Origin of the sequence: Photobacterium gaetbulicola (assembly GCF_003025515.1) — a bacterium.
In the GTDB taxonomy this organism is placed as follows: domain Bacteria; phylum Pseudomonadota; class Gammaproteobacteria; order Enterobacterales; family Vibrionaceae; genus Photobacterium; species Photobacterium gaetbulicola.
The window spans coordinates 47,038-60,664 of the sequence record NZ_PYME01000001.1 but is presented as its reverse complement, the minus strand read 5'-3'; the positions used below and the strand labels follow the sequence as shown (position 1 = coordinate 60,664).

Here is a 13,627-nt window from a genome sequence, read left to right as displayed (position 1 = left end):
AGGAGACGAACGTGAAACTTGCATCGCTCAACCACGGCCGCGACGGCCAACTCATTGTGGTTTCCCGTGACCTGAAAATGGCTGTACATGCCCATGACATCGCGCCAACATTGCAATTCGCCCTCGATAACTGGCACGAAGTCGAAGCAGACTTGCAGCATTTATACCGCAACCTCAATGACGGTATCGCGCAACATACCTTCCCTTTCAATCTGGCTTTATGCAGCTCCCCCCTTCCGCGGGCCTATCAGTGGGCCGATGGTAGCGCTTACGTCAACCATGTCGAGCTAGTCCGTAAGGCCAGGGGGGCGGACATGCCGGAGAGTTTCTGGACCGATCCCTTGATGTACCAAGGCATGTCAGATGGTTTCTTGGCCCCTACCGAAGATATCAAGGTTGCCGACGAGCAATGGGGGATCGATTTTGAAGGGGAAATAGCCATTGTCACCGACGATATTGCGATGGGCACCCGCACCGAAGAAGTCCATGGCCATATCAAGCTGCTGATGCTGGTCAACGATGTCTCGCTACGCAACCTGATCCCGGCTGAACTTGCCAAAGGATTTGGGTTTTTCCAGTCCAAACCGTCGTCGGCCTTCTCGCCTGTTGCCGTGACGCCGGATGAACTGGGTAACAGCTGGCATGATTACAAACTCCATCACCGGCTCACTGTTCACCTCAACGGGGAGTTATTCGGCCAGCCCCATGCCGGCACTGACATGACGTTTAATTTCGCCGAGCTTATACAACATGTAGCCAAAAGCCGGGCCATTTGCGCCGGTAGCATAATCGGCTCGGGAACAGTCTCGAATAAAGATCGCAGCAGCGGTTCGTGCTGCCTTGCCGAGCGCCGTATGCTGGAGATCTTAGAGTATGGTCATGCTGAAACGCCTTTCATGAAATTTGGCGATACGGTCAAGATCGAAATGTTCGACGACAGCGGCCACTCCATTTTCGGGGCCATAGAACAAACCGTCGTTCGATACAAACATCACTATCACGATGAAGATTTGAACCACCATAACCCGCATCATCAGCAATAATTAGAACACGGGTCGATTAACTTGGAATGAGTCCTTGGAGTAGGCACTCGGAGTTGCCGTTGGAATATTGGGGCTAAGGATAAAACAACGTGAAATTGTATGATTACTATCGCTCATCGGCATCGTACCGGGTGCGAATTGCGCTAAACATAAAGGGACTCAACTACCAACAGGTAGCGGTTTCGCTACTCGACAACGAGCAGCGCAGTACCGCCTACGCTGAACTTAACCCCAGCCAACTGGTGCCTGGCTTTTCACCCGCCGCAACAGAGCCAGCAGATGCTTTGACGCTAGAGGGGGGCTCTGGCGGTGATACCGGGATATTGAGCCAGTCGCTAGCCATCATTGAATATCTGGACGAGTGTTACCCCGAACCGGCATTACTCCCCAGCGATCCGTGGCACAAAGCACAGTGTCGAGAGATCGCCCTCATTGTAGCCTGTGACATTCATCCCCTGAACAATTTGCGGGTTCTCAACTATTTAAACAGTGAACTGGGGGTCAGCCAGAATGAGAAAATGATTTGGTATCACCACTGGCTGAAACAAGGTTTCCAAAGCCTGGAAACTCTTTCTAGACGTTATCACACCCAGTTTACCTGCACTGAAACGCCTTCCCTAGCCGATATCTGCCTGATCCCTCAACTCTACAATGCCAAGCGATTCGGATTTGACACTAAGCATTACCCAAGGCTGCTAGAGATCGAGCAACGTTGTTTGCAACTGCCTCCATTTCAACAGGCCCACCCGGATAACCAGTAAAGGAGAGAACGATGACGAACCAAGATCCTAACGGCAATGGTTATCACTCGGACACTCAGCCAAAACTGCTATGGATGCCGGAAAAAGATCGCATCCACAATAGCAGGCTGTATCAATTCATGGTTGAGTTGAGCGAGAAAAAAAACATCCTCTATCATGACTATAATCAGCTCCACCATTGGAGTGTCAGCCACAGTGAAGAATTCTGGAGCATGGTGTGGGACTTCTGCAAAGTCGAGGGGGCCAAGAAGCCCCCAGTGGCATTTTGCCCGCCAGAGAGCACAACCCCGGCCAAGGATACCCAATGGTTCCCCTATGCCAAGCTCAACTATGCCGAAAACCTGCTTCGCGACTGGCGTACCCGCGCCGCGGCGGATGCCATCATATTCCAGTGCGAAGGCGATCCCGAGCAGCGCCAGCACCTCAGTTGGCAACAGCTCTACCGGCAAACCTCGCAGGTCGCCAGTTTTCTCCATAACCATGGGGTCAAAAAAGGCGATGTCGTCGCCGGCTACCTGCCCAATATCCCCCAAACTGTCGTCGCGATGCTGGCCACAGCTTCTCTGGGGGCTATTTGGACGTCGACGTCACCGGATTTCGGTACCGAAAGCGTCATTGAGCGCTTCGGACAAACCCAACCCAAGGTGCTGTTTTTCGCCCAGGGTTACCAGTACAACGGCAAACCCGTCTCCTACCGCGACAAAGTCGCTGAGGTAAGCGCCAGTATTCCCGGGCTGGAGCATGTAGTCGAAATATCCGCAGTAGCACCTAGCCCGGGCCAATCCACCAAAACAGCCATACCAGATACCGTCAGCCAGCATTTTTGGCACGACATACTCGACAGCACGGTACCCTGCGAGCTCGGCTTCACTCCGGTCCCGTTCGACCACCCGCTCTATATCCTCTATTCGTCAGGTACAACGGGAAAACCCAAATGTATTGTGCACAGCGTTGGCGGCACCCTCCTCAACCACCTGAAAGAGCATCAGCTGCAAACGGACATCCGGGCTGGGGACAAGGTCTTCTACTTCACAACTTGCGGCTGGATGATGTGGAACTGGCTCGTATCTGGCCTTGCCTGCGGCGCAACCTTGGTGTTGTATGACGGCTCGCCCTTCTATCCCGACGGCAACGTTTTGTGGCAGCTAGCCGAGCAAGAGCAGATAACTTTGTTTGGTACCTCGGCCAAGTACCTTGAGACCTTGGAAAAGCAAGGCTATCGCCCCAAAGACAACACAGACCTATCCTCGCTGCGTACCCTGTGCTCTACCGGCTCAGTGCTTGCCCCTGAGCAATTTGATTATGTCTATGACGCTATCCATGATGATATTCAACTCGCCAGCATTTCAGGCGGTACCGACATCTGCGGCTGCTTTGCCATTGGTAACCCTCTCGGCCCGGTTTACCGTGGTGAATGCCAAGGATTGGCACTGGGGATGGACGTACAGGTCTTCAATGACAATGGCCAAGCGATTTACCAACAGCAAGGTGAGCTCGTCTGCCGCAACAGCTTTCCCAATCAACCGGTTGGATTCTGGAACGATCCAGACGGCAGCAAGTACCACAACGCCTATTGGAATAGCTTCCCCGGTGTTTGGCATCATGGCGACTTCGTCAGCCTATCCAGTACCGGGGGGATGGTGTTCTACGGCCGATCCGATGCGGTTCTTAACCCTAGCGGAATAAGAATAGGTACCGCTGAAATATACCGCCAGGTAAACCGGTTGGAGGAAGTCAAAGACTCGCTGGTTATCGGCCAGAACAAAGGCACCGATGTTCGTGTTGTCTTGTTTGTCCAATTAACCGAAGGGGAACTGCTCACAGACGAGCTGAAAGCCCGTATCCAGAAGACGATCCGCGAGCACTGCTCGCCGCGCCATGTGCCGGAAGTGATCCTGGCGGTAAAAGATGTCCCCCGCACCAAGTCGGGCAAGCTGGTCGAGTTGGCCGTGCGCAATATCGTCCACAACCAACCGGTGAAAAATATCGGTGCACTGGCCAACCCTGAATCTTTGGAAGAGTTTAAGGACAGGGATGAGTTGAAGATTTAACTCCGCTCTTTTCCCATCTAATTTCAACCATCACACCACTGAATGTAAGGCTGCCATCATTCACTATGGCAGCCTTACCCTAATAGTTAGAACTCAAAGCACTACCATCAAGCAACCGTAATGAAGTTGAGATCCAAATCTTACTTTTTGATGTGGTTCATTCAAAAGCAGCAATAAAATCATTATTACCGCTCACATTTATTTACAAATCATATACAATCGTATCGAGCAACTAATTTGAACACTAACGATTATTGTTGAACTGAACATTTTTGAGAAAGGATACTCGATATGAAAGTCAAAACCCCATTACTGCTTGCCATAAGCGCACTGGCATTGAATGCCAATGCTAGCGAATGTGGGAAAGTCACCATTGCTGACATGAACTGGAGTTCAGCTAGCCTTATCGCCAATATCGACCGCTTTATTTTGGAGCACGGCTATGAGTGTGACGCTGAACTTATTCCGGGCGACACCATGCCAACCGGCACATCGATGATAGAAAAAGGCCAGCCCGATGTTGCACCGGAACTTTGGAGCAATAGTCTAAAGGATGCGCTGGATAAAGGTGTTGCCGAGAGGCGTCTGCGCTATGCAGGCAAAGCGCTTGTAGACGGCGGTGAAGAAGGATTCTGGGTACCCGCTTACCTTGTTGATAAATATCCAGAGATGAAAACCATTGAAGGTGTTGAGAAACACGCCAAACTCTTTGAGCATCCAGAAGATCCCGACAAGTCAGCCTTCTATAGCTGTCCGGCGGGCTGGAACTGCCAAATCAGTGCTGGCAACCTCTTCAAGGCGATGAAGCTTGATGAATCAGGCTTTGTGATTGTCGATCCTGGCTCAGCCGCAGGGTTGTCCGGATCGATTGCCAAGGCCTATGAGCGACAGGAGCCTTGGTTTGGCTACTACTGGGCACCGACAGCGGTACTGGGCAAATACGACATGGTTAAAGTCGACTTCGGCAGTGGTATTGACCAGGACGAGTTTGTTAACTGCATCACCCAAGAGGAGTGTGAGTCTCCCAAGACCACTATGTACCCGCCATCACCGGTACATACCATTACCACGGAAAAGTTTGCGTCTCGATCACCTGAGGCCTACGAATACTTCACCAAGCGTGGTTTCACCAATGCCGACATGAACCAGATTCTGGCATGGATGGAAGATAATCAAGCTGATGGTGAAGAAGCAATGTTCTATTTCCTCGAGGAGTACCCACAAATCTGGCAGCAATGGGTGCCACAAGATGTCGCGAAAAAGGTGCAGGACGCACTCTAAGCCACATCAAAATGAAAGGTATAGGATTACCATGTTGTATGCCGGGGCCCTTCGGGGCTCCGGTAAAAAAGGAATTAAACATGTCAGAGTCTAATTGGCTAAGCGAGTTTCCGGAGATGGATCGCTCTGATCTCCGTGCAATCCGCAAAACACTAGATGGGGCCTACCGTGATTTTTCACGTGAATACGGCGACCTCATTGAATCTTTCTTCGATCCTCTTCTCTCTTTTCTCGTCTGGTTTGAAAAGCTCCTCATTTCCACCCCCTGGGTGATTGTGCTTGGCGTTTGTACCGCGCTAATCTACGCGGCAAGCCGCTCCTGGAAACTGTCACTGAGCTGTTGTGTTTCCCTCACCCTCATTGGCTATTTTGGCATGTGGGAAGATACCATGCGCACCCTCAGCATAATTACGGTATGTACCCTGCTTGCCATTGTGATGGGTATACCCATCGGTATCGCGATGGCTCGCTCTAACCGCGTGCAAGCACTCGTCACGCCACTATTGGACGTAATGCAAACCATGCCCGCCTTTGTCTACCTAATACCGGTGGTGATGCTGCTGGGGATCGGTAAAATCCCGGGATTAATTGCTGTAGTGATCTACGCTATCCCGCCTGTGATCCGCCTGACAAACCTGGGGATCCGGCTGGTCGATAAAGAAGTATTAGAAGCCGCGACAGCGTTCGGGGCCAATAAAAAACAACGCTTGCTCGGTGTTCAGCTTCCTTTGGCCATGCCGACCATTATGGCCGGGATCAACCAGACCATAATGATGGCGCTATCTATGGTTGTTATTGCCTCAATGATCGGTGTGAAAGGACTGGGCCAGCCTGTACTTAAATCGATAACCAATCAATACTTTACCCTGGGGCTATTAAACGGCCTTGCTATTGTTGCCCTTGCAATCCTGTTTGATCGCGCTTCACAGGCTTATGCCAAACGCACTCAAGCCCACCTGGGAGAACTCACCCATGACTAAACCATTAATTGAAGTTAGCGGTCTATACAAGATTTTTGGCCCAAAATCGACATCGGTGATTGAACGGGTTAAGCAGGGTGACAGCAAAGATAAAATACTCAACGATACCGGCCATACAGTAGGGCTCAAAGACATTAACCTGAAGATAAACAAAGGGGAAATCTTTGTCATCATGGGCTTATCGGGCTCCGGGAAGTCAACCTTAATACGTCACTTCAACCGCTTGATCGACCCGACATTGGGAAAAATCTTGGTCGAGGGAACTGATGTGATGCAGCTATCGGCTGATGAGTTAGTTACCTTCCGTCGGCACAAAATGTCGATGGTTTTCCAACGTTTTGGCTTATTGCCTCACCGAACCGTCGTCGATAATGTCGCTTACGGGCTTGAGATCCAAGGGATCAAAAAAGCTAAACGGCTAGCCAAAGCCACCGAGTGGCTTGAAGCCGTCGGACTGCAAGGGTACGAAAACCAATATCCTTCTCAATTATCTGGCGGCCAGCAGCAACGGGTCGGCCTTGCCCGGGCGCTAAGCACCGATGCGGAAATCCTACTGATGGACGAAGCCTTTTCGGCCTTGGATCCACTGATCCGCAGTGAGATGCAAGACCAGCTCATTGAGCTTCAGGAAAAGCTGCACAAGACCATTATTTTTATCACCCACGACTTGGACGAAGCCTTGCGGTTAGGTGATCGCATTGCGATTCTCAAAGACGGCGAGCTGGTGCAGCAAGGCTCTCCTGATCAAATCCTGCTACACCCTGCCGATGAATATGTTGAGGCCTTCGTCAAGGATGTCAATCGCGCCCGGGCTCTGACTGTTGAAACCGTCATGCAGCCGCCCGCTTACCGGATCACGGCAAAAACTATCGAAGAAGCCTTGGTGGAGATGAAGCGAATCAAGCAAGATTACGCCTATAATGTCACCGAAGATGGGTACCAGGGCGTCATCACCAAAGAGAGTTTGCTTGATGCAGCCAAGACCGGTGCCAGCCAAGACCTAAAGCAAGATATCTATGAAAAAGTGCCAGTTATCTCTCCTGATTCAGCCATTGAAGAAGTGCTGCCTGACACCATGTCATGTGATTACTCTTTGCCCGTTGTTGACGAAGATGGCAACTTGCAAGGTGAATTGGAACGCAGCGCGGTTGCAGAAATCTTCTCTGACATTAGCGAGGTCAAGCCTTCCCCAAAGGAAGCACCGAGCGCCCATCCCGTGATGGATAAAGCCTGTTAGACCTGCGCTGATCATCGCTGCATAGCAAACCGCCCATACCAGTAAGCCGGTATGGGCGGTTTTATAATATACAGTCCCGAAACAAGGGCGATATTATGAGCTCTCTTTCATCGCAGAGATAACCGATGGGTCATTCAGCAAGTTAAAGAGCATGCTTTTAGCTGATGCTCGCTGGGAATCGGATAGCACCTTCTTTGGGTTTTCCCTGGCGAGGGTTAGGATATTCTTGATGAACTTGCTGTTAGTTCCGGATAGCTCATAGACAAAGCGGAGGGTATCGAGCAGCTCACCCTGAGGCAAACTGTAAACCGCCATTTCACAGCTCAGTCCATCCATCGCAAGAAAATTGTTTACCACTTCCCTGCGTTCAGCATTGAACTTCTCTTTGGCTAAATGGCCGTCAATCAACGCCTGAACTCTGTCGGCGATAGCTACAGGCACTTCCATGGTTTTTGTTTCTTGATTCATTACTGATTCTCCTGCTCTCGCTGGTACACAATGCCGATACTGGTTGGTGGGATTTACCTCCAGCTCAAGCAATTTGGTTACGTTTCTTTCCTGACAACTTTAGACTAACCACCTTCAAATAAGGGGTTATAAATCTGAGATACCCAACAGTACCTGCTCTAATTCATCCCAGGGCATGAGCTGACTGTCGATCACTTCGAGGCGGCTTTCAAACCCTTCCAGAGTCACTTGGTTAACAGACACTACACCATTGTTGACGTTGAACGCGTGGCAGCCCTTATTAGTATTAACCACGCCTTTGACCCGCTCAGCCGTCAAGTTACACAACATGGCAAACAGTTGGTCAAAGTCAAAAGTGATTTCGGCACCAAAAATCCAGCCACAGCTGAAGTAGCCCTGACCTTTGTTTTCCTTGCGGATAAACTTCTGGTTCGGCGGCAACTGGAACTGGGGCTCCATTTCTGCATGCTCATGGTGATGGGCCTCCATTGCCGGTGCCTCGTTTTGTTCAGCCCTGTCCGTATCAAGCAGGTTGGCTGGAAACTCGCCCTGCTTTACCAGCATACTCACCAGTTTCTTTGGCTGTTGGGTGGCTACCCAGTGCTCGAAGATACCGACATCAACCTCATCACACTCATCAAGCTTATTGCCAATAACAATTTCTGCCACATCAAGTTGATCGTTGAAGTTCTGGTTTTCCGTATACTTTTTATTGGAAAGGTTACGGGGGTCAACCAGAGCCACCGTCGCTTTCAAGTCGATGTAGTCCTTGAACTGGTTTGAAGTCAGAACCGAGATGATCTTATGCGGATGGCCAAGTCCGGTCGGCTCAATCAGCAATCGATCGGGGTTCTGGCGAAGCAAGGCCGTGATCCCGACGGATGTCGGTACTCCGGCTGTACAGCACATACAGCCGCCCGGAACCTCTTTGATCATCGCACCGGAATCGGTCAGAATGGCACCATCAATCCCGATTTCACCAAATTCGTTGACCAGAACCGCCCACTTTTCATCGGCTGGCTTGTTCTTAAGCAGGTTGAGGATCGTTGTGGTTTTTCCAACACCAAGGAAACCGGTGATAACATTCGTTGGTATGCGCATAGAGAGTGTTTTTCCGTAAATATTGACGGCAAATTACCATGAAATGCGCCCGTGCCACAAATCAGGTTTTTGATTTATTTTGTTATTTTGACTAAGCCTATATAACAAACCAATTTTTGATTAAAAAGTCGCCCTTATTGGGCACATAACACACATTTTACCTTTTAATGCCAAGCCATCATTGGCAATTGTGCTCACAATTTGATTACATATCGTTTTTCGTGAGATTGCTAACACGCAAGGAGCATCTATGCTAAACCCTGCAACAGCACAAGCAGTGATCGACCATGCCCTCTTCCTTGGAGCCGATTTTGCCGAACTGTTCGTTGAACACCACCAGTCCAGCTCTGTCGAGCTTCTATCTGGTGATATCGACAAAGTAAATTCCGGTATCGATTTTGGTATTGGTGTTCGCTTATTCTTCGGCCACAAAGTGCTTTATGGCTACACCAACAGCACCGACGAGGAAGAACTTAAACGCGTCACCAGCCTACTCGCCGCCAAAGACAAACGCGACCAAATCGCCAATGCGGGCGCACTCAACCTCAACCGCTACCAGAGCAAACATACTTGCCACCAACCCTTGAGCCAAAACCCGAACCTTGAGGCCAAGATTGCTTTCCTGCGCCAGTGTGATACTGCCGCGCGGGATGAAGATGACAAGATCAACCAGTTCATCGGCCGTATCTTGCAGCGCGAGCAACAAATCGAGATTTTCAACTCAACGGGACTGCACATTGGTGATACCCGCCATTATACCCGTGTCGCGGCTACCGCCATTGCCCAGAACGGCAGCGAGCAGTCTACGGGCTTCGAAGCACCGGGGGCGCTGACGGGTTGGGAATTCAATACCCAGCTTGATGCCAGAGAGCTTGGCCAAACTGTTGCGAAACAAGCTATGGTCAAACTCTTTGCCGACAATTGCCCGTCAGGTGAAATGCCTGTCATTATCGGCAATGGGTTTGGAGGGGTCATTTTCCACGAAGCGTGTGGCCACCTGCTAGAGACAACTTCGGTTGCCAAAAAAGCCTCAGTCTTCCACGATAAAATGGGCGAAATGATTGCCAATCCTGCAGTCAGTGCGGTTGATGACGGTACGATGACCAACGAGTGGGGCTCAATCAATATCGATGACGAAGGGATGGAAACCCAGCGCACCCAATTAATCAAAGACGGTCAGTTGACCAGCTTCATGGTTGATCACATGGGCTCACTCAAAACTGGCTTTGCGCCTACCGGCTCAGGCCGTCGCGAGTCTTACAAATTTGCCCCGACTTCAAGAATGCGTAACACCTTCATCGAGCCGGGTGATAGCTCGCTGGACGAGATGATTGCTAACGTCGAAAAAGGCATTTATGCCAAGAAGATGGGCGGCGGCTCGGTGCAGCCGGGTACGGGTGAATTCAACTTTGCCGTCCAGGAGGCTTACTTGGTTGAAAACGGCAAGATCACCAAACCACTTAAATCAGCCACGTTGATCAGCACGGGACCTAAAGTGCTTAAAGAAATCTCCATGATCGGACGTGATTTTGCCTTGGCCGCAGGAATGTGTGGCTCAGTGAGCGGTTCGGTGCCAACCACCGTTGGCCAGCCAGCGCTTAAAGTGGACAACATTCTTGTAGGGGGTAACTAATGGCCGATCAACAACAACTGCAACACGCGATTGATCAAGTACTCGAGCGTGCCAAAGCCGCCGGTGCCGAAGCCGATGTCATTGCCAGCAGCAGCAACAACTTCTCGCTGAAAGCCAATGCGGGCGAGCTCGACGAGTACAAAGTGACATCCGGCCAGGTGATTGGCGTGCGTATCGTCAAAGATCAGCATATTGCGACTAGCTACTCTGAGTCACTAGAACCTGCCAGCCTAGATATGATGGTAGAGCATGCCCTTGCCAATGCGACCTACACCAAGCAGGATCCGCATCAAACCATTGCGTGTGCCAATAGTCAGCTTGTCACCGAGTCCCCAGAGATCTATCAAACAGACACAGCAACGGTGGATGACAAAATCGCTCTGGCACTGGCGTTGGAGAAAGGCGTGGTTGAAAAACCAAACGCAACCTCCGCGCCTTACAACGGTTTCGGTGAATCCGATAGCCAGGTCATTCTAGCCAATACCCTTGGCACCCGTTGTTATCACAAAGAGCGTTCAACCTATTGTTATGCCTACACACTGTTTGAAAAAGACGGCAAGCAAGCGATGCACGGCGGCATGTCGACCGGCCGTCGTTTTGAAGAATTAGACCCGCAGTACTGTATCAACCACGGTTACGACATGGCAAAAGCCTTGCTAGATGGTGAGCCGGTGACAACCGGCAACTACAGTGTGGTGTTTGATCTCAATTGCCTAAGCAGCCTGTTTGGCGCATTTGGGATGTGCTTCTCGGGCCAATCGGCCATGAAAGGCATCAACCCATGGCGTGATTCTTTAAATTCCATGGTAGCAAGCCCATTGCTCACGATTTCCGATACTGCCTATATCGAAGGGGGCTCGGCCATCAAAGCCTTCGATAGCGAAGGTTTTGCAACTCGCGACACTATCTTGGTCGGTGAAGGGCAACTACAGAGCCTACTCCATAATAGCCATACCGCGAATTTCTTTGGCATTGAGAATACCGCGAATGGCTCCCGCTCTGCCAAAGGTGGCCTTGGGGTGTCTGCGCGCCATACAGTTATCGCTACGGGACAAAGCAGTGACGCTGAACTGACAGGGGGAGAATACCTAGAGCTTATCGAGCTGCAAGGGGTTCACTCGGGTGCCGATGCGGTTAGCGGTGACTTCTCGTTTGGTGCCAGCGGCTTCCTGTGCCGAGACGGTAAGCGCATTCAACCTGTTCGTGGTATTACGGTCGCAGGTAACTTCTATAAGATGATCAAAGAAATTGATGCCGTCGGCGATACCCTGAGTCATGATCACGGAAAACATTTCTTTGCGCCTCTTATTCGCTTTAGCAAACTCAGCATTGCTGGTAAATAAAACGCTCTAAATAGTCTTAACCCACCGGCAGGAGATATACCTGCTGGTGGTCTTAATGACAACTTTGCAATTAAAGCGTGTTACCAAGCTATTATTGATATGGCCTTCTTTAATTGAGCCTTAAATCCCAAGGTCCTTGCCATCTGACGCGTGATCTATATCACACTTAAGGTCGCCTTTACTTTATCCTGACTTTAGCTACTAAAAAACAATCAGTTGCTGAAACTTCCATAACAATTGCATTCACTTTTTTTGTTCTAATACCGCACATACTGAAAAGCATAAATAAGACTGCTTACGCCATAAATACACCGTACAAAAAGGTATTAAAAATTGACAGAAAATCTAAAAAGTGGTGCTTTCAACACATTTTCTATTTATTTTCTTGTTAAATATAATGGCTTCATGTAATGCTGATTTAGTGTTTGTAGCAGTAGTTAATATCAACCAATTGTGGAGAATAACAATGAAACGTTCTATGACTCTAGTCGCTGGCCTAATTCTAAGTGCTACTCTTATGGGCTGTTCTAGTAGCGAAGAAGCAGAGCAGCTAAGTCAACTAACAAATAAAGTTGATGCACTATCTGACCAAGTTGCCGGCCTACAGAACCAGCAAGATCAAATGGCAGGTGCTATCAACGACACCCGCGCGACATCTGACGCGGCATACCAAGAAGCAATGCGTGCTAACCAGCGCATCGACAACATTGCTGACTCTTACAAGAAGTAATATAAAAGGTGGCGCAAAATATTGCGCCACCTTCTAAAAGATCTACCCAGAGGCTTATCCTATCGCTCTATCCGGATCAACCAAGCCATAGGTATTGATACTGGCCTCACCGAGTTCGGGCTCAAGGTAATCCCTGACCATATCAATTGATTCCGCTTCCCACATGCACTGACACAATTTGTGTCTTTCCACAATCATCGTAGCGTGAAGACGCATCCCTGATGGTGGATGAGTAAGAACACCGCTAGCTCTTTGCCAAAACAATTCAGGATCGGTAATCTCATGCTGGATAACAATATACATCCCCTACTCCTTTTGTTTTAGCAATGGCCATAATCCAATTATAGGTGGAATACAGCCGAAGCGATGTATCAACTGTGATGAGAATCAATCAGTTGTGACGGCAAACTCAGCGAGCTCAGGCTGCATGGACACCATCTTTTCAACTAATGATGGACTCAGGCTCGCGCGTTTTTGTTGCTTAAAGTTGAACATTACCACCTTTGCCGTACCTGAAGTTGTTACAGCCCCTTGCTGTTGACTGACAATTTTGTATTCCATCACAAAACTATCTCCGGTAAGTTCGGATATCCGGCTTCCGACCAATAGCTTATCGGGGTATGTCACAGGCCTACGGTACCGGCTCGAAGTCTCACTCAATACAGGGCCGGTTTGGGTTGCCTGCATTTCTTCCATCAAACCAATACCCGCAAAGTAATCTAGCCTGGCCGTTTCAAAATAGCGGAAATACACCACATTGTTTACGTGGTTTAATGCATCCATTTCCCCCCAGGCCACTGGAATTTCAGTAACGATTGGGTAACCTTCAAGTAAATTGGGCATACGCGGGTCCTTGCAATAAATTTTGTGATAACGCTACCTAACGAAAAACCTCTTACTATAAACACCTGATTTAAACATGCGTTCGACTATTAACCTACACTCGCGATAACAAGTTTGCAACATGCAAGGCGGATTATTGATGTTCCGGTGTTGTTT

Annotated in this window: 13 protein-coding genes; 9 read left to right on the top strand and 4 right to left on the bottom strand. The window is 49.7% G+C overall.

The features are described from left to right. Window positions 1-11: 11 nt before the first annotated feature. From C9J03_RS00280 to C9J03_RS00255, 6 genes are all read left to right on the top strand, one after another. Window positions 12-1,043, top strand: a complete 1,032-nt coding sequence (locus tag C9J03_RS00280; protein ID WP_044620891.1) for a fumarylacetoacetate hydrolase family protein — start codon at window positions 12-14, stop codon at window positions 1,041-1,043. Window positions 1,044-1,132: 89 nt separating this feature from the next. Then, on the top strand, window positions 1,133-1,804 hold the full coding sequence (gene maiA, locus C9J03_RS00275) for a maleylacetoacetate isomerase (protein WP_044620890.1): 672 nt from the start codon (window positions 1,133-1,135) through the stop codon (window positions 1,802-1,804). An 11-nt stretch (window positions 1,805-1,815) separates the two neighbouring features. Further along, window positions 1,816-3,855 carry an acetoacetate--CoA ligase gene (locus C9J03_RS00270; RefSeq protein ID WP_044620889.1) on the top strand — a complete coding sequence of 680 codons (2,040 nt, stop codon included), beginning with the start codon at window positions 1,816-1,818 and terminating at the stop codon, window positions 3,853-3,855. Between the two features lie 291 nt (window positions 3,856-4,146). After that, entirely contained in the window at window positions 4,147-5,136 is a 990-nt protein-coding gene (locus C9J03_RS00265) for an ABC transporter substrate-binding protein (RefSeq protein ID WP_044620888.1), read from the top strand. A gap of 80 nt (window positions 5,137-5,216) precedes the next feature. After that, on the top strand, window positions 5,217-6,116 hold the full coding sequence (locus tag C9J03_RS00260) for an ABC transporter permease (protein ID WP_039460802.1): 900 nt from the start codon (window positions 5,217-5,219) through the stop codon (window positions 6,114-6,116). Continuing rightward, on the top strand, window positions 6,109-7,353 hold the full coding sequence (locus C9J03_RS00255; protein WP_044620887.1) for a quaternary amine ABC transporter ATP-binding protein: 1,245 nt from the start codon (window positions 6,109-6,111) through the stop codon (window positions 7,351-7,353). Before C9J03_RS00260 ends, C9J03_RS00255 begins: the two co-directional genes overlap by 8 nt. Window positions 7,354-7,446: 93 nt before the next feature. On the opposite strand, the gene C9J03_RS00250 is transcribed toward C9J03_RS00255, so the two are convergent. After that, entirely contained in the window at window positions 7,447-7,821 is a 375-nt protein-coding gene (locus C9J03_RS00250; protein WP_044620886.1) for a hypothetical protein, read from the bottom strand. Window positions 7,822-7,947: 126 nt separating this feature from the next. After that, window positions 7,948-8,922 carry a CobW family GTP-binding protein gene (locus tag C9J03_RS00245; RefSeq protein ID WP_044620885.1) on the bottom strand — a complete coding sequence of 325 codons (975 nt, stop codon included), beginning with the start codon at window positions 8,920-8,922 and terminating at the stop codon, window positions 7,948-7,950. Window positions 8,923-9,172: 250 nt separating this feature from the next. Here C9J03_RS00245 and C9J03_RS00240 point away from each other — a divergent pair, with 250 nt between their 5' ends. The 3 genes from C9J03_RS00240 (at window position 9,173) to C9J03_RS00230 (ending at window position 12,628) form a co-directional block, all read left to right on the top strand. Continuing rightward, a complete protein-coding gene (locus C9J03_RS00240) occupies window positions 9,173-10,555 on the top strand; it encodes a TldD/PmbA family protein (protein ID WP_044620884.1) in 1,383 nt (460 codons plus the stop codon). Then, window positions 10,555-11,898, top strand: coding sequence for a TldD/PmbA family protein (locus C9J03_RS00235; protein WP_044620883.1), 1,344 nt, complete (start codon window positions 10,555-10,557; stop codon window positions 11,896-11,898). Before C9J03_RS00240 ends, C9J03_RS00235 begins: the two co-directional genes overlap by 1 nt. A gap of 466 nt (window positions 11,899-12,364) precedes the next feature. After that, window positions 12,365-12,628, top strand: a complete 264-nt coding sequence (locus tag C9J03_RS00230; protein ID WP_044620882.1) for an Lpp/OprI family alanine-zipper lipoprotein — start codon at window positions 12,365-12,367, stop codon at window positions 12,626-12,628. Window positions 12,629-12,682: 54 nt separating this feature from the next. Here the strand turns inward: C9J03_RS00230 and C9J03_RS00225 are convergent, their stop codons facing one another. Together C9J03_RS00225 and C9J03_RS00220 are read right to left on the bottom strand one after the other, a co-directional pair. Beyond that, window positions 12,683-12,931, bottom strand: a complete 249-nt coding sequence (locus tag C9J03_RS00225) for a hypothetical protein (protein WP_044620881.1) — start codon at window positions 12,929-12,931, stop codon at window positions 12,683-12,685. An 84-nt stretch (window positions 12,932-13,015) separates the two neighbouring features. Beyond that, window positions 13,016-13,471 (bottom strand): acyl-CoA thioesterase, encoded by a 456-nt coding sequence (locus C9J03_RS00220; RefSeq protein WP_044620880.1) that lies wholly within the window; start codon window positions 13,469-13,471, stop codon window positions 13,016-13,018. Window positions 13,472-13,627 lie beyond the last annotated feature (156 nt).

Coding starts and splice junctions, on each gene's coding strand:
- C9J03_RS00255 (WP_044620887.1), top strand. CDS start 6,109: ATGACTAAACCATTAATTGAAGTTAGCGGTCTATACAAGATTTTTGGC.
- C9J03_RS00235 (WP_044620883.1), top strand. CDS start 10,555: ATGGCCGATCAACAACAACTGCAACACGCGATTGATCAAGTACTCGAG.
- C9J03_RS00260 (WP_039460802.1), top strand. CDS start 5,217: ATGTCAGAGTCTAATTGGCTAAGCGAGTTTCCGGAGATGGATCGCTCT.
- C9J03_RS00240 (WP_044620884.1), top strand. CDS start 9,173: ATGCTAAACCCTGCAACAGCACAAGCAGTGATCGACCATGCCCTCTTC.
- C9J03_RS00245 (WP_044620885.1), bottom strand. CDS start 8,922: ATGCGCATACCAACGAATGTTATCACCGGTTTCCTTGGTGTTGGAAAA.
- C9J03_RS00270 (WP_044620889.1), top strand. CDS start 1,816: ATGACGAACCAAGATCCTAACGGCAATGGTTATCACTCGGACACTCAG.
- C9J03_RS00225 (WP_044620881.1), bottom strand. CDS start 12,931: ATGTATATTGTTATCCAGCATGAGATTACCGATCCTGAATTGTTTTGG.
- C9J03_RS00220 (WP_044620880.1), bottom strand. CDS start 13,471: ATGCCCAATTTACTTGAAGGTTACCCAATCGTTACTGAAATTCCAGTG.
- C9J03_RS00265 (WP_044620888.1), top strand. CDS start 4,147: ATGAAAGTCAAAACCCCATTACTGCTTGCCATAAGCGCACTGGCATTG.
- C9J03_RS00250 (WP_044620886.1), bottom strand. CDS start 7,821: ATGAATCAAGAAACAAAAACCATGGAAGTGCCTGTAGCTATCGCCGAC.
- C9J03_RS00230 (WP_044620882.1), top strand. CDS start 12,365: ATGAAACGTTCTATGACTCTAGTCGCTGGCCTAATTCTAAGTGCTACT.